The 19,116-nt window shown below is 72.6% G+C and carries 15 protein-coding genes; 9 read left to right on the top strand and 6 right to left on the bottom strand.

Going from position 1 to position 19,116, the window contains the following annotated elements; translation table 11 throughout:
• Nucleotides 1-550: 550 nt before the first annotated feature.
• The 7 genes from IPT68_RS13070 to IPT68_RS13040 all read left to right on the top strand — a co-directional run bounded on the left by IPT68_RS13070 (nt 551) and on the right by IPT68_RS13040 (nt 8,794).
• Nucleotides 551-2,536 (top strand): YfjP family GTPase, encoded by a 1,986-nt coding sequence (locus IPT68_RS13070; protein ID WP_228040415.1) that lies wholly within the window; start codon nt 551-553, stop codon nt 2,534-2,536.
• 442 nt (nt 2,537-2,978) lie between these two features.
• Nucleotides 2,979-3,467, top strand: coding sequence for a single-stranded DNA-binding protein (locus IPT68_RS13065; protein WP_189698490.1), 489 nt, complete (start codon nt 2,979-2,981; stop codon nt 3,465-3,467).
• Nucleotides 3,468-3,721: 254 nt separating this feature from the next.
• Entirely contained in the window at nt 3,722-5,131 is a 1,410-nt protein-coding gene (locus IPT68_RS13060) for a Cys-Gln thioester bond-forming surface protein (protein ID WP_189698489.1), read from the top strand.
• Between the two features lie 237 nt (nt 5,132-5,368).
• The gene (locus IPT68_RS13055) at nt 5,369-5,689 is read left to right on the top strand and encodes a GYD domain-containing protein (RefSeq protein ID WP_189698488.1); all 321 of its coding nucleotides are present in this window, start codon (nt 5,369-5,371) and stop codon (nt 5,687-5,689) included.
• Nucleotides 5,690-6,042: 353 nt separating this feature from the next.
• Nucleotides 6,043-7,707: an energy-dependent translational throttle protein EttA gene (gene ettA, locus IPT68_RS13050; RefSeq protein ID WP_189698487.1), complete on the top strand. Its 1,665-nt coding sequence runs from the start codon at nt 6,043-6,045 to the stop codon at nt 7,705-7,707.
• 2 nt (nt 7,708-7,709) lie between these two features.
• Nucleotides 7,710-8,120 carry an acyl-CoA thioesterase gene (locus IPT68_RS13045; protein ID WP_189698486.1) on the top strand — a complete coding sequence of 137 codons (411 nt, stop codon included), beginning with the start codon at nt 7,710-7,712 and terminating at the stop codon, nt 8,118-8,120.
• Complete coding sequence (locus tag IPT68_RS13040; RefSeq protein ID WP_189698485.1) at nt 8,117-8,794, top strand: hypothetical protein; 678 nt, start codon at nt 8,117-8,119, stop codon at nt 8,792-8,794. The genes IPT68_RS13045 and IPT68_RS13040 overlap by 4 nt, the downstream gene beginning before the upstream one ends.
• A gap of 24 nt (nt 8,795-8,818) precedes the next feature.
• Here IPT68_RS13040 and IPT68_RS13035 read toward each other — a convergent pair whose 3' ends face one another.
• Nucleotides 8,819-9,223 carry a globin gene (locus tag IPT68_RS13035; RefSeq protein WP_189698484.1) on the bottom strand — a complete coding sequence of 135 codons (405 nt, stop codon included), beginning with the start codon at nt 9,221-9,223 and terminating at the stop codon, nt 8,819-8,821.
• 107 nt (nt 9,224-9,330) lie between these two features.
• Here IPT68_RS13035 and IPT68_RS13030 point away from each other — a divergent pair, with 107 nt between their 5' ends.
• Complete coding sequence (locus IPT68_RS13030) at nt 9,331-10,317, top strand: methyltransferase domain-containing protein (protein ID WP_189698483.1); 987 nt, start codon at nt 9,331-9,333, stop codon at nt 10,315-10,317.
• Nucleotides 10,318-10,421: 104 nt separating this feature from the next.
• On the opposite strand, the gene IPT68_RS13025 is transcribed toward IPT68_RS13030, so the two are convergent.
• Nucleotides 10,422-11,912 (bottom strand): FHA domain-containing protein, encoded by a 1,491-nt coding sequence (locus tag IPT68_RS13025; RefSeq protein ID WP_456154426.1) that lies wholly within the window; start codon nt 11,910-11,912, stop codon nt 10,422-10,424.
• On the opposite strand from IPT68_RS13025, the gene IPT68_RS35200 reads away from it, so the two are divergent.
• Nucleotides 11,866-12,213, top strand: a complete 348-nt coding sequence (locus IPT68_RS35200) for a hypothetical protein (protein WP_456154427.1) — start codon at nt 11,866-11,868, stop codon at nt 12,211-12,213. The genes IPT68_RS13025 and IPT68_RS35200 overlap by 47 nt on opposite strands.
• Before the next feature lie 202 nt (nt 12,214-12,415).
• Here IPT68_RS35200 and IPT68_RS13020 read toward each other — a convergent pair whose 3' ends face one another.
• From IPT68_RS13020 to IPT68_RS13005, 4 genes are all read right to left on the bottom strand, one after another.
• Complete coding sequence (locus tag IPT68_RS13020; protein WP_189698481.1) at nt 12,416-13,762, bottom strand: vWA domain-containing protein; 1,347 nt, start codon at nt 13,760-13,762, stop codon at nt 12,416-12,418.
• A 107-nt stretch (nt 13,763-13,869) separates the two neighbouring features.
• Complete coding sequence (locus IPT68_RS13015; RefSeq protein WP_228040414.1) at nt 13,870-15,189, bottom strand: PP2C family serine/threonine-protein phosphatase; 1,320 nt, start codon at nt 15,187-15,189, stop codon at nt 13,870-13,872.
• Nucleotides 15,190-17,724, bottom strand: coding sequence for a serine/threonine-protein kinase (locus IPT68_RS13010; RefSeq protein WP_189698479.1), 2,535 nt, complete (start codon nt 17,722-17,724; stop codon nt 15,190-15,192).
• On the bottom strand, nt 17,721-19,064 hold the full coding sequence (locus IPT68_RS13005) for a hypothetical protein (protein WP_189698478.1): 1,344 nt from the start codon (nt 19,062-19,064) through the stop codon (nt 17,721-17,723). The genes IPT68_RS13010 and IPT68_RS13005 overlap by 4 nt, the downstream gene beginning before the upstream one ends.
• Between the last annotated feature and the right edge of the window lie 52 nt (nt 19,065-19,116).

Here is a 19,116-nt window from a genome sequence, read left to right as displayed (position 1 = left end):
TGCTCATGACGGCCGTAGCCCTGAGGGTCGTACCCCGGAGGCCCCGGAGGCCCCGGAGGCCCCGGAGGCCCCGGAGGCCCCGGAGGGCCGTACCCCGGAGGAGGATGCCTCCGGTGGGGGTGACGTCGAGGACCCAGGCCCCGGGGAGAGCGATTCCGAAAAGGGTGCCGACGGGGATGATTCAGTAAAGGCCTCCGTCGAAGGGGACCATTCCGAAAAGGGTCCTTCCGAGGAGCGCGTCGATTCCGGAAACGAAGCAAAGGGCTCCTCGGAGGACGGCGACTCGGAAAAGGCCGCCTCCGCCGCCGGAAATGGCTCTCCTCGGCGGGCGGATTGGGCAAGCGGCGCCTTTAGGCGCCCTTGGAGGGTGTTGCGCAAGACGGGGGAATCCGGGGGCGGAGAGCAGCGGGGAGCAGCGTCGGGGGAGAGCGAGGGCGACAGTGGCAGCGACAGCGAGGGGCACGCGCGCGTGGGGAACGGCTCCCGCCGTGGCGGCGTCTTCCGGCGTGAGGACAGCTCTCGCCGTGGAGACAGCCCGCCCAGTGAGGGCATGGCGCTGCGCCCCTCAAGCGGCGAGGACGCCTCAGGCCGCAAAGACACCCGTAGCCGCAAACGCAAGTCCGGCAGCGATGGCACACCGCGCCGCACTGAGTCCTCCGATCGCGCTGCCACCTCAGGTCGCGGCAACACCTCCAGCCGCAACGGCATCCACGCCCGCGTCATCCCCTCGGGCCGCGAAGTCCCTTCCGGTCGCGATCGCCCCACCCGAGACGTCCCCTCCCGCCGCAGGGAGGCAGAAGACGCCTGGGACGACGGGCTGATCGCGCGCCGGGTGACCGAGGCAAGCGGCGGTGAGCAGGCCGCCGTGGTGGAGACCAGGCCGAGCGGGTCGCAGAACGTGACGCCGCTGTCGTACGACGGGCCGTTGCGGTCGCGGCTGGACGCGATGCGCGAGCTGGTGGGGCTGTCGCGCACGAGGCTCGACAGCAAGACCCTCGCCGAGGCGGGCCGGGTGCTCGACGAGGCGGCGGCGCGGCGCCAGCTCTCCGGACAGCACACCGTCGTCGGTATCGCGGGCGCGACCGGCAGCGGCAAGTCGCAGCTGTTCAACGCGCTCGCCGGGGTGGCGATCTCGGAGACGGGCGTACGCCGGCCCACGACGGCCGCGCCCATCGCGTGCAGCTGGAGTGACGGCGCGGCGACCCTCATCGACCGGCTCGGCATCCCGGGGCGGCTGCGCCGCCGCCCGTTGCAGAGCCCGGAGGCGGAGGAACAGCTGCGCGGGCTGGTCCTGGTGGACCTGCCCGACCTCGACTCCGCCGCCGTACAGCATCGGGAACAGGCCGAGCGGGTGCTCGCCCTCGTGGACGCCATCATCTGGGTGGTGGATCCGGAGAAGTACGCGGACGCCGTCCTCCATGAGCGCTATCTGCGGCCGATGGCCGGGCACGCGGAGGTCATGTTCGTGGTCCTCAACCAGGTCGACCGGCTCCCCGGGGAAGCGGCCGACCAGGTGCTCGACGATCTGCGGCGGCTGCTCGACGAGGACGGGGTCGCCCTGGGGGAGTACGGCGAACCGGGCGCGACCGTGCTTGCACTGTCCGCGCTCACCGGGGAGGGGATCGCGGAACTGCGGGAGATGCTGGGCGAGTTCGTGGCGGAACGTGGGGCGGCGGCCCGTCGTATCTCCGCCGACCTCGATGCCGCCGCGTCGGGGCTGTGGCCCGTCTACGCCACCCGGCGGCGCACGGGACTCAGTGAGCAGGCGCGCGACGAGTTCTCCGCGCGGCTGGCGGACGCCGTGGGCGCCACCGCCGCAGGTGAGGCGGCCGAGCGAGCCTGGCTGCGCAACGCCAACCGTGCGTGCGGTACGCCCTGGCTGCGACTGTGGCGGTGGTACCAGGACCGGAGTGAACCGCCCACGGGGCGCATGACGTTGCGCACGCAGGCCGACGAGCAGGCCACCGCGCGGCAGCGGGTCGAGCAGGCGGTGCGTACGGTGGCCGACCGGGCGTCGGCCGGACTGCCCGCGCCCTGGGCGCAGGCAGTGCGCGAGGCAGCCGCTCGCGGGTCGCAGGGATTGCCCGAGGCGCTGGACGAACTGGCGTCGCGAACCGGGCTGCCGCCGGGACGGCCGCCCCGGCCGGGCTGGTGGCCCGCGGCCGTGATGGTGCAGGCCGCCATGACGCTCCTTCAGGTCGTGGGCGGCCTGTGGCTGGTGGGGCAGATCGTCGGCGTGATGTCGCCGAATCTCGGGGTGCCGGTGCTGCTGATGGTGTCCGGGATCATCGGCGGCCCGCTCGTGGAGTGGAGCTGCAAGATGGCGGCCAAGGGGCCGGCCCGGCGGTACGGGCTGGAGGCGGAGCGCAGTCTGCGGGAGGCCGCGGCCGGATGCGGGAGGGCGAGAGTCCTCGACCCGGTGGCGGCCGAGCTGCTGCGGTACCGGGAGGTCCGGGAGCAGTACGGGCGGGTTCTGACGACGGGGACCGGGGCGGGGACCGGGGCAGGGGCGGGAGCGGGGGCGAGGACGAGGTAGGGCGTCGGCCCCGGTGCGCCGGCCGTGCACCCGGCCGTTCAGGTGTGCGTAGCCGCCGGCTGGACGGCGACCGCCTGTCCCTTCGTCCGACTGCCTGCTCGTCTGCTCGCCCGCCCGTGCGTCGCCTCCCTCCCGTCCGCCCGTCGTCCGGTTGTCCGTTGTCCGTTGTCCGTCGTCCGGTTGTCCCTTGTCCGTCGTCCGGTTGTCCCTCGATCGGGTTACGGAGTTTTCCACAGGCCCAGGGGCCGTCCACAGCGCTCAGCGGGCCTGCCCCCGGCGGAGGCAGTCTGGCTTCGCGGCGAACGCGGACGGACGCGGTCGTCGCGGTGGTGGCGGTACGCGGACGATCGCGGCCGTCATCGGCAGACGCAGCCGTACGGGACGGGCCCGTACGCGTGTCCGCCCGGTACGAACGGACGGGCGGGGGAGGGGTACGACGACCATGAACGAGACGATGGTGTGCGCGGTGGGGAACGTGGCGACGCAGCCGGTCTACCGGGAGCTGGCGACGGGACCGTCGGCCCGGTTCCGGCTGGCGGTGACCTCCCGGTACTGGGACCGGGACAAGAACGTCTGGACCGACGGGCACACCAACTTCTTCACGGTGTGGGCCAACCGGCAGCTCGCCACCAACGCGGCGGCCTCCCTGGGCGTGGGCGATCCCGTCATCGTGCAGGGCCGCTTGAAGGTACGTACGGATGTGCGCGAGGGGCAGAGCTGGACCTCGGCCGACATCGACGCCGTGGCGATCGGTCACGATCTGGCCCGGGGCACCTCCGCGTTCCGACGCGGGAACGCCAAGGGCGAGCCCACGGTGACCGGTTCACCGTCGCAGCCGGAGCCGGTGTGGGAGACACCCGCCGACGACTCCGAGCCCCAAGCTGCCGAGACCGAGTCTCAACAGCGGCCAGGAGAAGCTGTGTTGACGTGAGACCGACCAAGACTGCCTGAACTGCGCCTTATCGGCACGCGCGTCCCCTGACGACCTCGGTGGATTTGTCGATGAGCCCTGTTCGGAGAGGGTCTCGGCGATAACGATTGCGAGTCGGATCTCCGGTCCGACGGGATCCCCGCGAAGGCTGGTGCGCGCGCGTCCCTAGGATGCCGAGCGTGGCTCTTGTGGCTTGAGATTCTGCTGGTGGGACCGTCCCCCACATCAACGGGTCCTGCTCGAAGGGGAATTCTGTGTTTTCTTCGTTCTCCGTACTGTCCGTGTGCAGGCGAGGGGTTACCCGTCTCGCCGCCGTGACGTTGGCGTCCGGCCTCGCTGCCGGCGGCGCCCTGGTGACGGCAGGACCCGCGGTCGCCGGCACCGCGCCGGCACCCGCCCAGGGCGGAGCGACCGCCACCATAGGCGGCCTGAAGACGTACGGCACGGCGGTTGTGCGCAGCCCCGAGGGCGACCTGGAGATCTCGGCCGGCTTGTTCGAGATGTCCGTCGAGGGCGGCGGCATGCTGCAGACGTACTGCGTGGATATCTACAACCCGACGCAGAAGGACGCCACGTACCACGAGACGCCTTGGAGCGGCACCTCCCTGGGCGGCAACGACGACGCCGGCCGCATCCGCTGGATCCTGCAGCACTCCTACCCGCAGGTCAACGACCTGGCCTCGCTGGCGAGAAAGGCAGGCATACGGGGTGGTCTCAGCGAGCAGGACGCGGCGGCCGGTACGCAGGTGGCCATCTGGCGCTACTCGGACGCGGTGGACGTCGACGCCGTCGACCCGGAGGCCGAGAAGCTCGCGGACTACCTGCACAAGAGTGCCCGTGACATGGCGGAACCCCAGGCGTCGCTGACCCTCGACCCGCCCGCGCTGTCCGGCCACCCCGGTGGGCTGCTCGGCCCGGTGACTGTGCACACCAACGCGGAGAGCGTCACGGTGACCGCGCCGGCGGACGCGGCGACGAGCGGGGTCTGGGTCGTCGGCGAGGACGGCGAGGAGGTCACCACCGCGCGGAACGGCAGCCGGCTGTACTTCCAGGTGCCGGAGGACACCGCGGACGGCTCGGCCGAGGTGACCGTGCAAGCGTCGACCACCGTGCCGGTCGGCCGTGCCTTCGCCTCCGAGACCAGGAGCCAGACGCAGATCCTGGCCGGTTCCAGCGAGTCAACGGTCACCGCGACGGCGAGCGCGAACTGGGCGGAGAAGGGTGCGATACCCGCGCTGTCGGCGGCGGAGAACTGTGCCGAGGGCGGTGTGGACATCACCGTGGCCAACGAGGGCGACGAGGCGTTCACCTTCGAGCTGATGGGCACCGAGTACAGCATCGCGCCCAGTGAGACCCGCACGGTCACCATCCCGCTCCAGGAGGACCAGGCCTACGACTTCACGATCACCGGCCCCGGCGGCTACGAGGAGCGCTTCACCGGCGTCCTCGACTGCCGCACGCAGGCCGGCGTGGCCTCCGAGGCCGGCGAGTCCACCCAGACCCTCACCCGGCCGAGCCCGGCCACGGTCGGCAGCACCTCGGCCGACGTGAACCTCGCCGCGACCGGCAGCTCCGACGCCACACCGGCGATCGCGGGCACGGCGATCGGCCTGGTGGTGATCGGCGGCGCGGCCCTGATCCTGCTCCGCAAGAGGAAGTCGTAACGCCGGAGGAGCGGCGGGGGGCCGGGAAATCGCCGGGCAACGGGCAGCCGGGTCATAGGGGCTCCTGCCGCGGACTCGGACTCCGATCCGGCCTGACTCGGCAGTCGTACTGCAGGGAGGAGCACCGGGACACGTCCGGGTTCCAACGAGTGAATCCGGGCGTTGGGTGAGTGGCAGCCCGCGTGGCAGTGGGAAGGCCATCCTGCGTACCGGACCAGCGCTGGCAGGAGCATCCCGATGCCGAAGTTCCTCATCCAGGCCACCTACACGCCCGAGGGCACGAAGGGCCTCCTCGGCGAGGGTGCGAGTGGCCGCCGTGCCGCCGTCGACCAGGTCGTCACCGGCCTCGGCGGGACGGTCGAGGCCATGTACTTCGCCTTCGGGCAGGACGACATCGTGCTCATCGTCGACTCCCCCGACGCGGTCTCGATGGCCGCCGTCAGCCTCACCGTCAAGGCCAGCGGCGCCCTCCACACCCGGGCCACCCCGCTCCTCACCGTCGAGGAGATCGACGAAGCCACCCGCCGCCCGGTCACCTTCCGCGGCCCCGGCGCTTGAGCCGCGCCATCGCGGCTGGCCGTCAGCACGGTGGCCGCGGCCGATCAGCCGGCCGTCCACGAAGCAGTCGGTGACCACCCGGCCGAACTTCAGGACGACGAGCTCCCGAGCTGAGAGGCCTCGGCTGGTTCTCGGCCGTCCGCGGCCCCGCGACCGCCGGAGGTTTGCCCCAGGCCTCCGCGATCCCTGAGACCGACCGACAGCGATGCGCAGGGGCGGACAGTCACCGCGATCAAGGAAGAACACGCAGGTCAGGGCCACCCGGCCATACGCGTTTCCGCACAGGGGTGGCGGTACGGCAAGATGGGGTGTATCTGCCCACTGCCAGATTTCAAGCTGCCGGACGGTTTCTCTTGGCTGAGTTCATTTACACCATGCGCAAGGCGCGCAAGGCGCACGGCGACAAGGTGATTCTCGACGACGTCACCCTGAGCTTTCTTCCGGGTGCCAAGATCGGCGTCGTCGGTCCGAACGGCGCCGGTAAGTCCACCGTCCTCAAGATCATGGCCGGTCTTGAGCAGCCGTCGAACGGTGACGCGTTCCTGTCGCCGGGGTACAGCGTCGGCATCCTGCTCCAGGAGCCGCCGCTGAACGAGGAGAAGACGGTCCTGGAGAACGTCCAGGAGGGCGTCGCCGAGATCAAGGGCAAGCTCGACCGGTTCAACGAGATCGCCGAGCAGATGGCCACCGACTACTCGGACGCGCTGCTCGACGAGATGGGCAAGCTTCAGGAGGAGCTGGACCACGCCAACGCGTGGGACCTCGACGCCCAGCTGGAGCAGGCCATGGACGCCCTGGGCTGCCCGCCCGGCGACTGGCCCGTCACCAATCTCTCCGGTGGCGAGAAGCGCCGCGTCGCGCTGTGCAAGCTGCTGCTGGAGCAGCCCGACCTGCTGCTCCTCGACGAGCCCACCAACCACCTCGACGCCGAGTCCGTCAACTGGCTGGAGCAGCACCTCGCCAAGTACCCGGGCACCGTCGTGGCGATCACCCACGACCGGTACTTCCTCGACAACGTCGCCGAGTGGATCCTGGAGCTCGACCGCGGGCGTGCCTACCCGTACGAGGGCAACTACTCCACGTACCTGGAGACCAAGGCCACCCGTCTGAAGGTCGAGGGCCAGAAGGACGCCAAGCGGCAGAAGCGCCTGAAGGAAGAGCTGGAGTGGGTGCGGTCCAACGCCAAGGGGCGTCAGGCCAAGTCCAAGGCGCGTTTGGCCCGCTATGAGGAGATGGCCGCCGAGGCCGAGAAGATGCGGAAGCTGGACTTCGAGGAGATCCAGATCCCGCCGGGGCCGCGGCTCGGCAACGTCGTCGTGGAGATCAGCAACCTGAGCAAGGCCTTCGGTGAGAAGGTCCTCATCGACGACCTCTCCTTCACGCTGCCGCGCAACGGCATCGTCGGCGTGATCGGCCCGAACGGCGCCGGCAAGACCACCCTGTTCAAGATGATCCAGGGTTTCGAGCAGCCCGACTCCGGCACGATCAAGGTCGGCGAGACCGTCAAGATCTCGTACGTCGACCAGAGCCGCGAGAACATCGACCCGAAGAAGACGCTGTGGGCCGTCGTCTCCGACGAGCTGGACTACATCAACGTGGGGCAGGTCGAGATGCCGTCCCGCGCGTACGTCTCCGCCTTCGGGTTCAAGGGGCCGGACCAGCAGAAGCCCGCCGGTGTGCTCTCCGGCGGTGAGCGCAACCGCCTCAACCTCGCGCTCACCCTCAAGCAGGGCGGCAACCTGCTGCTCCTCGACGAGCCGACCAACGACCTCGACGTCGAGACGCTCTCCAGCCTGGAGAACGCGCTGCTGGAGTTCCCCGGCTGCGCCGTGGTCGTCTCCCACGACCGGTGGTTCCTCGACCGTGTCGCGACGCACATCCTCGCCTACGAGGGCGAGTCGAAGTGGTTCTGGTTCGAGGGCAACTTCGAGTCGTACGAGAAGAACAAGATCGAGCGGCTGGGGCCGGACGCCGCACGTCCGCACCGCGCCACCTACAAGAAGCTGACCCGGGGCTGATCTTGCGGCACATCTACCGCTGCCCGCTGCGCTGGGCGGACATGGACGCGTACGGTCACGTCAACAACGTGGTCTTCCTCCGGTACCTGGAGGAAGCCCGTATCGACTTCCTGTTCCGCCCGGACAAGGAGTTCAAGCAGGGGTCCGTGGTGGCGCGCCATGAGATCGACTACAAGCGTCAGCTCGTCCACCGGCACGCGCCGGTGGACATCGAGCTGTGGGTCACGGAGATCAGGGCCGCCTCCTTCACCCTCACCTACGAGGTGAAGGACGGCGACCAGATCTACGTCCGGGCTTCCACGGTCATCGTGCCGTTCGACTTCGAGGCGCAGCGGCCACGGCGGATCACCGCGGAGGAACGCGAGTTCCTCGAGAGCTACACGGACGACGAGGAGGAGGCCGTCGCCGCATGACGGTCCTCCACCTCGCCGACGAGGGGGAGGCGGCGGACCTCGCGGCCTTCCTCTCCCGGCTGCTCCACTACGACCGCTCAGCCGCGGTGCGGCTGCAGGCGGCGGGCACCGCACTCGCCGTCTTCGGCCGGCCGCCGTCCTTCGAGGTGCTGGCGATCCGGGCGGTACGGCTGGCCAAGCCGTACGAGGACGGGCTGGACGTCACCCTCGACGTGACCGTGTCCGCCGGTGAGCTGCTGGAGTCCGTGGACGAGACGGCGGCCACGGCGGCCGTGCCGGAAGCGGTGACCGGCCCGCCGTGGGCCGGGGTGCTGCCGCCGCGCGGGGGCTGGCGGCCGGAGCGGGGACTGCCGGGAGCGGCGAACCTGCGGACGACGGTCGCCGCCGCGGTGTCCGAGTTCCGGTCCCGTACGGAGGAGCTGCCGCCGCAGGCCCGTACGCGGGTCGAACTGGACCGGATCGGCCGCGAGATCTGGTCCCGGCCGGTCGGGGACACCCACCTTCCGGTACGCGCTGTGCACGCGGCGCAGTCCCTCGGGTTCCTGCGGCCGGCCGCGGGCGCGCAGGAGCCGGGGCTGTTCTCGTCGGGTGCCTGGCTGCGGCTGCGCACGCCGTACGGGTCGATCGCCGTACGGCTCGCAGGACTCGGGGCGCTGGGCGTCAGCGTGCGCTGACGCCCGCCACCGGTGCGCCGAACCTCAGCCCGCCGTGTTCACCATCGAGGCCGCCGCGTACGTCAGGTAGTTCCACAGCGTGCGCTCGTGTTCCTCGGACAGACCCAGGTCGTCGACGGCGTCCCGCATGTGCTTCAGCCACGCGTCGTGCGCGGCGCGGTCGACGGTGAACGGGGCGTGGCGCATGCGCAGGCGGGGGTGGCCGCGGTTCTTGCTGTACGTCGTCGGGCCGCCCCAGTACTGGATCAGGAACAGCGTGAAGCGCTCCTCGGCCGGCCCCAGGTCCTCCTCGGGGTACATCGGCCGCAGGATCGGGTCCTGGGCCACTCCCTCGTAAAAACGGTGGACCAGGCGGCGGAAGGTCTCCTCCCCGCCGACCTGCTCGTAGAAGGTCTGCTCCTGAAGCGTGCCGCGCCGAATCTCATTCACGCATCCATGGTCTCAGACGCGGCGAACCAGGACTTGAGGCCTAGGACCACGCGGCCGCCGGGCCCGGGGTACTCGCCTCGCCCTGTGATGCGCAGCACAGTGGAGGTATGGGCGCGCATGCACTCGACAAGGAGCTGGAGGCCGTCGCCGCCTCGGCGCGGGCCGCACTGGTGCGGGAGATCGACGCGAGCGGGGCGTGGGCCGCGGACCCCGTGTGGCGGGACGTGTTCGCGACTGTCCCCCGGCACCTCTTCGTGCCGTACTACTACGTCGGCGTCGTCGGCGGCTACGAGCGGCGCTGGGGGCAGAGCCCCGACCCGGAGGCGCGCGAGCGCTGGGTGCGTGGCGCCTACGCCGACACCCCCCTGGCGACCCGGTTGCGGGACGGGGAACTGCTGTCCTCCAGCAGCCAGCCGTCGCTGATGGCGATGATGCTGACCGAGCTGGGGGTCGAGGACGGCGACCGGGTCCTGGAGATCGGCGCCGGCACCGGTTACAACGCGGCGCTGCTCGCGCACCGGCTCCGCGACGACGACCTCGTCACCACCGTCGATCTGGAGCCGGAGATCACCGAGTCGGCACGTCGGCACCTGGAGGACGCCGGGTACCACCCGGTCGTGGTCACCGGGGACGGGGCGCGCGGGGTGCCCGAGCGCGCCCCGTTCGACCGGATCATCGCGACCTGCACCCTGGCCTCGATCCCGCCCGCCTGGCTCGCCCAGTGCCGTCCCGGCGGCCGGATCCTGACGCCCGTCGCCACCGGGCTGGTCGCGCTGACCGTGCGGGACGCCGGGTACGCCGAGGGGAGCTTCCTGAGCACGCCCGCGTACTTCGTGCCGCTGCGGGGCACGGGGCGGCCGGGGCCGGAACCGTCTGCGCTGGGCGCCGTGCCGCGGCGGGGGCGGGAGCACGACCTGTTCCGGTTCCTGCTCGCCCTCACCCGGGGCAGCGTCGACCCGCAGGAGGCGTACGCGCTGTGGGAGCGCGAGGGGCGTCCCGGGCGGGAGCGGTACGGCATCACCGTCGGCGCCGGCAGCGAGTGGGCGTGGCTGGACGACCCGGAGGGGCCGTACACCTGGCCCCTCCCTGCCTGAACCTTCCGGTTCCGAGCCGCCGGTCCGCCCGAGCCGCCGGTCGACCCGAGCCGCCGGTCGACCCGAGCCGCCGGTCCGCCCGAGCTGCCGGTTCGCCGGTCCGCTCAGCCGCGGCGGATCGTGATCGTCGTCCAGGCGCCCACGTGCACCCGGTCGCCGTCCCGGAGTTGCACCGGCACGAAGGGCTGGATCGGTTCCTCCGAGCCGTTCACCGTCGTACCGTTCGTCGAGTTCTGGTCGACGACCGCCCAGCTGCCGTCCGGCTGCTGCACCAGCACCGCGTGCTGGTGGGAGACGCCCGGGTCCTCCGGCGGCACCGACAGGTCGATGTCGGGGGTGTCGCCGGTGGAGTGCCGGCGGCGGCCGATCGTGACCTGGTTGCCGGTGAGCGTGCGCTGCTGCTCCGGGGAGTACGCGGGCAGGTTCAGGCCCGCGGCCTCGGGGCCGGAGCGCTGCATCATCGACATGAAGTACTCGCGGTCCGGACCGATGGTCGCCGTCCAGGTCGCCGGCCGCTGCGGGGCGGCGGGACCGGGCGGTGGCCCGGAACGGGCACCGGGGTGCGGGTAGCCGTAGCCCCCCGGCTGACCGGGGCCACCGGGCTGTCCCGGGCCGCCGGGGCCGGTGGACGACGGCGGGGAGAGCACCCAGTCGTCGTCACCGCCGCCGAAGGACGGGCCGCCGGGCTGCGGCCGACCGGTCTCCTGCGGGAACGCGGGCGGAGCGGCCGGGGCCGACTGCTGGAAGGCCTGTGGGGCCCCCGGGTGCGTACCGGGGCCGGGGCCGACAGGGCTGTGGCCGGGGCCACCGGGGCCGGGACCGGACGGACCGCCGGCGGTACCGGGGCCGCCGGTTCCGCCAGGACCGCCCGGGCCACCCGGACCGGCGTTGGGCGTCGGCCCGGGCGGACCGGACCGCTCACCGCCGAAGTGCGGCGGGCCGGAGACGCTGGGGCGCTCCCCGAAGCTCGGCGGACCGGAGGGACCGGGGCCGGAGGGACCGGAAGCGCCGGGCTGCTCGCCGAAGGCGGGAGGGCCGGAGGGGCCGGGGCGCTCACCGAAGGCGGAAGGACCGGAAGGACCGGGGCGCTCGCCGAAGGCCGGAGGACCCGAGGGACCGGGGCGCTCGCCGAAACTGGGCGGGCCCGAAGGACCGGGGCGCTCGCCGAAGCTCGGCGGGCCGGAAGGACCGGGACCACCCGGCCGTTCACCACCGAACGCGGACGGCCCGGAGGGACCCGAGGGACCGCCGCCACCCGGCCGCTCGCCGAAGGCAGAGGGCCCGGAGGGACCCGACGGTCCACCGCCACCCGGCCGTTCACCGAACGCGGACGGCCCGGAGGGACCCGAGGGACCGCCGCCACCCGGCCGCTCGCCGAACGCAGAAGGATGGGAAGGACCCGAAGGACCAGTAGGCCCGGAAGCCCCCGACGCCCCGGGAACCCGAGCACCAGCCCCGGGAGCCCCACCGGCCCCCGGTCGCTCCCCGCCGAAGCCCTCGCCGAAGCCTCCACCGGGTCCGGACGCCCCGGAGGGACCCCCGGTCTCGTTGCCGAACGGCGGTCCCGGCGGGATCGGCTCGGCCGGACGGTTCATCTGCGACGGACGCGAGCTCTGGTACTCGTACGCGTCACCGCTCCCGAAGGACGGCGGCGGCCCGGACGGCCGCTGGAACTGCGGGGCCGGCGGGCGCGGTGCCGCCGGGGTGTACGAGGTCGCGGTGTTGGTGAGGAAGTTCCACCGGCACTCCTCGCAGAACGGCGCACCGCCCTCCCGGGGCGTGCGGCACTGCGGGCACAGCTCGGGTGCCGCGTCCGGTGCCGGGCGTCCGCCGGGTTGGCTGGCGTTCGGTCCGCCGGACGGGCCGGGACCGCCGGGCGGCGGCGGGAAGCCGTAGCCGCCGCCTGCCGGGGGCGGAGGCGGAGGGGGGGGAGGTACGGCACCCGCCATGCGGTGACCGCAGACCTCGCACCAGTCGTCGGAACCCGACTGGTGTCCGTTCGGGCAGGTCGGCATGTCGGCGCTTCCCCCTCTCCTTTTCCGGCCGTTTTCGACCGGATTTCTCCAACCCCAGAGGGTCGGGCTCGATTTATTTCAGGTCACTTCTTTACACGAACAGTCTTTGTCGACCGAGTTTCGAGCGTCATCTCGTCGGCCTCCGCGACCTTCGCCTTCAGTCGCACAGTACCTGTCGACGCGTCGACCACGTCCACCACCTTCGCAAGCAGTTTCGCAGTATCCGCGTTCCCCGAGGCACTGGCGAGCTGAACGGCCCGGCCCAGTTTGGCCGTTGCTCCATCCAAGTCTCCTGATTTGCGCAGATCCAGCCCCTGTTGGATGACCTGCGCCAGTTCGGCCTGGCCGGTGTAGTGGGCGACCTGAGGGTTGATCGACGTCGAGGCGACCATATCGTCGGTCCACACGGCCCGTACCAGGCCCTGGGCGCCGAGGTTCTGGGCGGTGCCGTCGGGGCGCGGGACCACCAGGGAGACGCGGGCGGCGAGCATCTCCTGGCCGATGTGTGCGGCCGGCACCTCGACGCAGAGGTGGTAGTCGCGGGACTCGTCCCCCCAGGAACCGGTGGGGTAGTCCCCGGCGCGCGGTCCCACCTCGGTGCGGCGGCCGGTCAAGTCCTCCACGGTGGGAGCGACTTGCTTGACGAACCTGATCGTCGTGCCGACCGGGGTCCACAGCCGCAGGGCGACGTCCGCGACCTCCTTGCCCATCGCCGTCTCCATCATCCGCGTGAAGTCGGCGGCGAGGCCCGCCGGGTCGGCGACGATGTCGGCGGTGCCGAGCAGGGCGGAGGCGATGCCTGTGACTTCTTTCACTTCCCAGTCGGTGCCCACGCCCCGCGCGTCACAGGTGAAGCGTCCGGCGCAGGCGTCCAGCGAGGCCCTGAGGTCCTGCGGCGACTCGTGCTCGTTGCGGCCGTCGGTGAGCAGGATGCCGTGCCGGATGGCGACGTCCGCCGAGGACAGCAGGCGGTCGGCGAGCCGCAGCCAGGTCCCGATCGCCGTGCCGCCGCCGGCGCTGAGCCTGCGCAGGGCGTGCTTGGCCTGGTCGCGGGTGGTGGCGTCGGCGACGGCGAGCCGGCCGCCGCCCGGGTAGACCTCCTTCGCCACGTGCGTGCCGCCGATCACCGCGAAGTGCACGCCGTCGCGCAGGGTGTCGACGGCGGCGGCCGTGGCGTCCCGGGCGTTGCGCATCTTGGTCGGTGGGTAGTCCATCGACCCGGAGCAGTCGACCATGATCGCCACGGCCGCGGAGGGGGCCTGCCCCGGCGAGTAGAGGTGGGGTGCCGCGACGGCGCTTCCGATCGTGCCGCCGCCGGTCGCGGTCACCGTGACGATCGCGTTGACCTCCCGGCCGCCCTCCGGGAGGTACTCGTTCTGGTACACGTCCACCGAGAACTGCGGCACGTTCGACTTCGAGAAATTGGCCATACGCTCTCAAATCCCCCTTGAGCGCCCCGCGGAAGGGCGGGGCGACGACGGAAGGCGGACCGGTCCCCTCCGGTCCGCCCAGCCTTCCCAGGCCTTCCCGTGCGGCCTCAGGCGGATCCTGCCCCCTGCGGCGGGGCAGGGAACGGCACGACGGCCACTGTTACGTTGTCGTGGCCCCCGCCGTCCAGGGCGTGTCCGACCAGGACGCGCGCGCTGTGCAGCGGACGCACGGCGGCGTCCGGCGGGAGGACCCCGGCCATCTCCTCGGCCGCCTCCGCGTAGTTCCACAGGCCGTCCGTGCACACCACCACCACACCCGGCCGGTCCGGCTTGAAGGAAGCCGTGTGCGGCTCCAGTTCGTACGCGTCCGCGCCGAGCCAGCCGGTGATCGCGTGGGCGCGTTCGTCGGCGTACGCCTCGGCCTCGTTCATCAGGCCCGCGGCGACCATCTGGGCGGCCCAGGAGTCGTCCTCGGTGAGCCGGGCGGCCGGGGCGCCGCGGTCGACCGGGACCCAGTAGGCACGGCTGTCGCCGACCCAGCCGACCACCAGCAGGCCGGCCGTGACCACGGCGCCGACCAGGGTGCAGGCGGGCGCGTTCTGGTGCGGCTGGTGCTCACGAGCCGTGGCGGGCTCCTGGGCCAGGGCGTTGACCGCGTGCGAGGCGGCGACGATCGCCTCGTGCATCGCCTGCTGCGGGTGGGTGCCGAGCGGCAGGGCCGCCAGCAGCGACTCGCTGGCCGCGCGGGAGGCGGCGAGGGAGGCGTCGTCCGGGCGGGTCGCCGAGGACACCCCGTCGCAGACGATCGCGACGAGCGCACCGGAGCCGTCGGGCAGGGTGGTGCGGCCGATGCCGAACGCGTCCTCGTTGCGGTGGTGGCGCAGACCCCGGTCGCTGACGGCGGCCATGGGGCCGGACTCCTGCTCCATGTGGTCGCGTTCGCGCGGCTGGGCGTGCCCGCAGTTCTCGCAGTAGCCGTCGTGGTCGACACGGCCCGCGCGGCAGGCCACGCACACCGTGGCCGTGTCCGGCTGCGCGGCCGGGTCGGCGGCGACGCGCGGGTCCGGGGCCTGCAGGGGGTACTCCTCGGGCTCCCGGGGCCGGTCGAAGCGCACGCCCGTGGCCGAGTGGTCCGGGGCGGCCGGGGACAGATGGTCCGGAGGCAGGGGGGAGCCGCCCGGGTCCGTGCCCGGCGGATGCCCCGCGCGAGGCGCGCCGAGGCCGCCCGGGTCGGCCGCGCCGGGCGGCCCGGCGGTCGGGGCGGCCGGCGGGGCCCCCGAGCCGTTCATGGCGAGGGTCGGGCTGTCGTCCGGCCGTCGCGGTACGGCGGACAGGTCGTATCCGCACGCACCGCAGAAACGGTCACCCGACTCGAGCGGTTCCTCGCAGCTCGGGCAGGCGGACAGCTGGGGCATCTGCGACATCAACTACACCCATGTCCGGGGGCGGTAACGGTTGGCACGTTCCACCAGGTCGATCCTCTCCTCGCCGCCCCGCGCCAGGCGGGCCAGCGTGCGGTACGAACGCTCCAGGCCGAAGCGCAGGCCCCGTTCGTCCAGGCCACTGCCGAGCAGTGTCCGTCCTCCGGCGGCGGGCGGGACGGAACCCTGGCCACCGGAGAGTATCCAGTCCAGGGCGCTGCCGAGCACTTCCGTGGCCAACCGCTCCCGCCGGGTCGGGTCCAGACCGTACGCGTCCAGCGCCTCGACCTGCCCGGCGGCGGCGGTCAGATCCTCAAGGAAGGGTACGTCGCCGGCGGCGGCCGTGCGCTGCCGCAGCCGGGCCCGCACGGCGGCGACGCGGGCGGCCGTGTAGTGGATGGACGACTCCGGTACCGACTCCAGGGTGCGTACGGCGCCGCGCCGGTCGCCGGTGGCGAGCTGGACGCGGGCCAGGCCGAAGGCCGCGCTCACGTAGCTGGGGTCGGTCGCCCACACCAGGCGGTAGTACTCGGCGGCGTTGTCCAGTTGGCCGAGCACCTCTGCGCACAGGCCGAGGGCCAGCTTGGGCGCGGTCTCGCCGGGGAAGGCGTCGTAGATCGCGTCGAAGGCGAGGGCGCCGCCCTCGTGGTCGCCGGTGACCAGCGCGGCCACCCCGCGGTACCAAACGACCCGCCAGTCGTCGGGCCGGTCCTCCTCCAGCGAGCGCAGGGCGTTCAGCGCGGCCGGCGCGTCGCCGTTCTCCAGCCAGGCCCGGATCTGCCTGAGCCGCGTCTCCACCGAGGGTGCGGACGCGGCGGCGAGCGCGCCGAGCAGCTCGGCCGGGGCAGTGGCCATCAGGCCGGCCAGGAAACCGGCGTGGGGATCGGTGGGGTCGACCCGGGGCACGGGCAGGGCGAGGGCGGCGGCAGCGGTGTCGACCTGTTTGACGAGGCCGGTACCGCCGGCGAGGGAGCGCGGAGCCCCACCGGCCGGGAGCGGCGCGGTCGCGGCCCCGGCACCGGGCACGGACCGGCGTGCGGGCACCACCCGCGCTCCCAGCCGGGACACCTCTCCCTCCAGGCGCGGGAACAACTCCGTTTCCGTCAGTCGCAGTTCGGGTCCGAACAACGTCGACAGCGCCGGTCGCGCCCGCCCCGTCTGCAGGGACACGACCTCCCGCAGCACGCCCGTGAGCTGCTCCGACATCTCCTGCGCGGAGGCGAACCGCCGGGCCGGGTCGGGATCGGTGGAGCGGACCAGGAGCCGGTAGAAGGACTCGTACTGGCGGAAGACCTCGATGTGGTCGGGGTCGGGCAGGGAGTCGACGTAGACGTTGGTGTAGCCCTGGAAGTCGAAGGTCAGCACGGCCAGCGTGCGGCCCACCGTGTAGAGGTCCGACGCCACCGACGGGCCCACCTCCGCCACCTCCGGCGCCTGGTAGCCCACCGTGCCGTAGATCGCCGACTCGTCGTCGTCCAGGCGGCGCACGGCGCCCATGTCGATCAGCTTGAGCTGGTCCTCGGTCTGGATGGCGTTGTCGACCTTGAAGTCGCAGTAGAGCAGGTTGCGGCTGTGCAGGTGGCCGAGGGCCTCCAGCGCCTCGATGCCGTACGCGCACGCCTGCTCCACCGGCAGCGGGTCGCGTCGCCCCTCGGGGGTGCGGCGGGCGTTGGCGATCTCCTTGAGGGACTTGCCGCCGACGTACTCCATGACGATGTACCCGTCGAGGGAGCCCGTGCGCTGGTCGAGGTGTTCCACGAAGTTGTAGATCCGCACGATGTTGGCGTGCTCGATCTCCGCGAGGAACCGTCGCTCGGAGATCGCCGCGGCCATCGCGTCCTGGTCGCCGGTGTCCAGCAGGCCCTTGAGCACCACCCACCGGTCCGAGACCGCGCGGTCGACGGCGAGGTAGATCCAGCCCAGCCCGCCGTGCGCGAGGCAGCCAGCGATCTCGTACTGGCCGTGCACGATGTCGCCGGACCTCAGCTTCGGCACGAACGAGTACGGGTGCCCGCACTTGGTGCAGAAGCCCTCCGTGCGCCCCGGACGGTCACCGCGGGCACGGCCCACCGGAGCCCCGCAGTCCGAGCGCGAGCAGAATCGCTTCCGCTCCGGCACCTCCGGGTTGTCCAGCACCATCGCGCGCGGGTCGGGCCGCGGCACCTGCGGCACCTGCACCAGGCCCGCGCCCAGCCGGCCCCGGGAGGAGGAACCGGCGGTGGAGCCGGAGCTGCGCACCGACACCGAGCGGTTGGAGGAACGGCCCGACAGCGAGCGGGACAGCCGTCCCGACACTGAGCGCCGGGACTTCGACGACTGCGACGACGTGCGGGAAGTGCCGCGGGAGCCGGAACGGGAACTGCCGCTGCCCGCCGAGCCCTTGCCGCCGCCGGTGACTCCGGTGGGCGGGGAGCCGACCATGCCGTTCGCCGCCACCACCGGCGCGAGGCCGCAGGTGTCGCAGTAGAGCTCGCCACCGCCGACGTCCTCGTAGGCGCCCTCGCAGCCCGGCCGCTGGCAGCTCCGCTGTGCCTCACTCATGACGACGACTCCCCCCGACGATCCCGGACCTCCGGCGGAACGCCCTGCCGCGGCACCCGCGGGGCGGTACCGAGCAGTTCGGCCGCCGCGTGCTGGTAGCGCAGCACGGCCTGTTCGGCGACCCGCAGATCGCAGGGCGCGCTCCACAGCATGCGGCGGGCCGCGTCGTACCGCTCGACCAGCAGTGGGTCCTCGCCCAGGCCGTGCCGGGCGACCTTCGCCTTGTAGGCGTCGAGCCGGCCGCGCAGCTCGGCGCGGACCGCGAGCGGCGCGGTGACCGCGGTCAACGACTCCCGGGCGCGCAGCAGTTCGTCCTCCGCCTTCTGCTCCAGGGACTCCAGCAGCGGGGACAGGCGGTGCCACTGGGCCCGCCTGCGGTACTCGGCGGCCGTCGCCAGCTGCTCCTGCAAGGCGGTCGGCGGACCGCTGACCACCGGCACCTCCGTGGCGGCGATCTTCGCCAGCACCTCCCCGCGCGCGGTCCGCGCCTCGGCGAGCGTGCGGTCGGCGCGCGAGAGCACGTCCCGCAGCTTGACCAGCCGCTGCTCGGCGTCCTTGCGGACGGCGAGCACCGCGTCGATCTCCCGGCGCACCTCCTCCAGGGCGCGCGCCTCCCGGTCGTACACCGTGGTGTCCGGCCTGCCGCCGCCGGGGGCCGAACTGCCCTCGGCGCGCTGCCAGAACCCCAGCGGGTCGGACACCACCTGCTCGCGCAGCCGCGTCAGCGTGCGCGTGATGCGCTCCAGGTCGTCGCCCGCCGGGTGCTCGCCGGGGCGTACCCCCACGGAGTGCGCCAGCCGGCGGGTGCGCTGGAGTTCGGCGGCCAGTAAGTCGATCCGGGCGGGCAGCGCCGACCAGACCGCGTCGGCGGCGACGACCATGTCCAGCGACCCGGCGTACAGCTCGTTCATCCGGTCCACGAGCGCGGCCAGGGTGAACCGCTCGCTCAGCTTGCCCGTGCCGTGCAGCGTCGGCGCGTTCGCCGTCGCGGCGGCACCGCCGGCGACCGTGACCGACTCGCCGCGCAGCAGCTCGGTCAGCTCCACCAGGTCCTCACGGCTGGACCAGCGGCGCCGGGCGCGGATCTCACGGGCGGTGCGCAACGCGCCGGTGTACGCCTCGAAGTAGGCCCACAGCAGCGAGATCGACGCCTCCGTGGCCGCCCAGCGCTCCTTGGTCGTGCCGGTGAGCTCGGCGCCTTCGAGGAGGCGGCGGCCCGCGTGGTCCTGGAGGGCGAACAGCGAGGTCTCGATCGCCTCGTGCTCCGCGCCGAGCCGCGCCAGCGCACGGTCCACCTCGTCCCGGTCCATCACCGGACCGGAGGCTCCCGTGACGCCCATCGATCACCTCTCGTGTGCTGGTCTGTACTGGTCTGTGCTGTCGGTGCGCTGC

The sequence above is a fragment of the Streptomyces chromofuscus genome (genome assembly GCF_015160875.1).
Taxonomy (GTDB): domain Bacteria; phylum Actinomycetota; class Actinomycetes; order Streptomycetales; family Streptomycetaceae; genus Streptomyces; species Streptomyces chromofuscus.
This window is presented reverse-complemented; position numbering and strand designations above follow the sequence as displayed.

Coding starts and splice junctions, on each gene's coding strand:
- IPT68_RS13070 (WP_228040415.1), top strand. CDS start 551: ATGGCGCTGCGCCCCTCAAGCGGCGAGGACGCCTCAGGCCGCAAAGAC.
- IPT68_RS13065 (WP_189698490.1), top strand. CDS start 2,979: ATGAACGAGACGATGGTGTGCGCGGTGGGGAACGTGGCGACGCAGCCG.
- IPT68_RS13055 (WP_189698488.1), top strand. CDS start 5,369: ATGCCGAAGTTCCTCATCCAGGCCACCTACACGCCCGAGGGCACGAAG.
- IPT68_RS13040 (WP_189698485.1), top strand. CDS start 8,117: ATGACGGTCCTCCACCTCGCCGACGAGGGGGAGGCGGCGGACCTCGCG.
- IPT68_RS13030 (WP_189698483.1), top strand. CDS start 9,331: ATGGGCGCGCATGCACTCGACAAGGAGCTGGAGGCCGTCGCCGCCTCG.
- IPT68_RS13025 (WP_456154426.1), bottom strand. CDS start 11,912: ATGAACCGTCCGGCCGAGCCGATCCCGCCGGGACCGCCGTTCGGCAAC.
- IPT68_RS13020 (WP_189698481.1), bottom strand. CDS start 13,762: ATGGCCAATTTCTCGAAGTCGAACGTGCCGCAGTTCTCGGTGGACGTG.
- IPT68_RS13010 (WP_189698479.1), bottom strand. CDS start 17,724: ATGAGTGAGGCACAGCGGAGCTGCCAGCGGCCGGGCTGCGAGGGCGCC.
- IPT68_RS13005 (WP_189698478.1), bottom strand. CDS start 19,064: ATGGGCGTCACGGGAGCCTCCGGTCCGGTGATGGACCGGGACGAGGTG.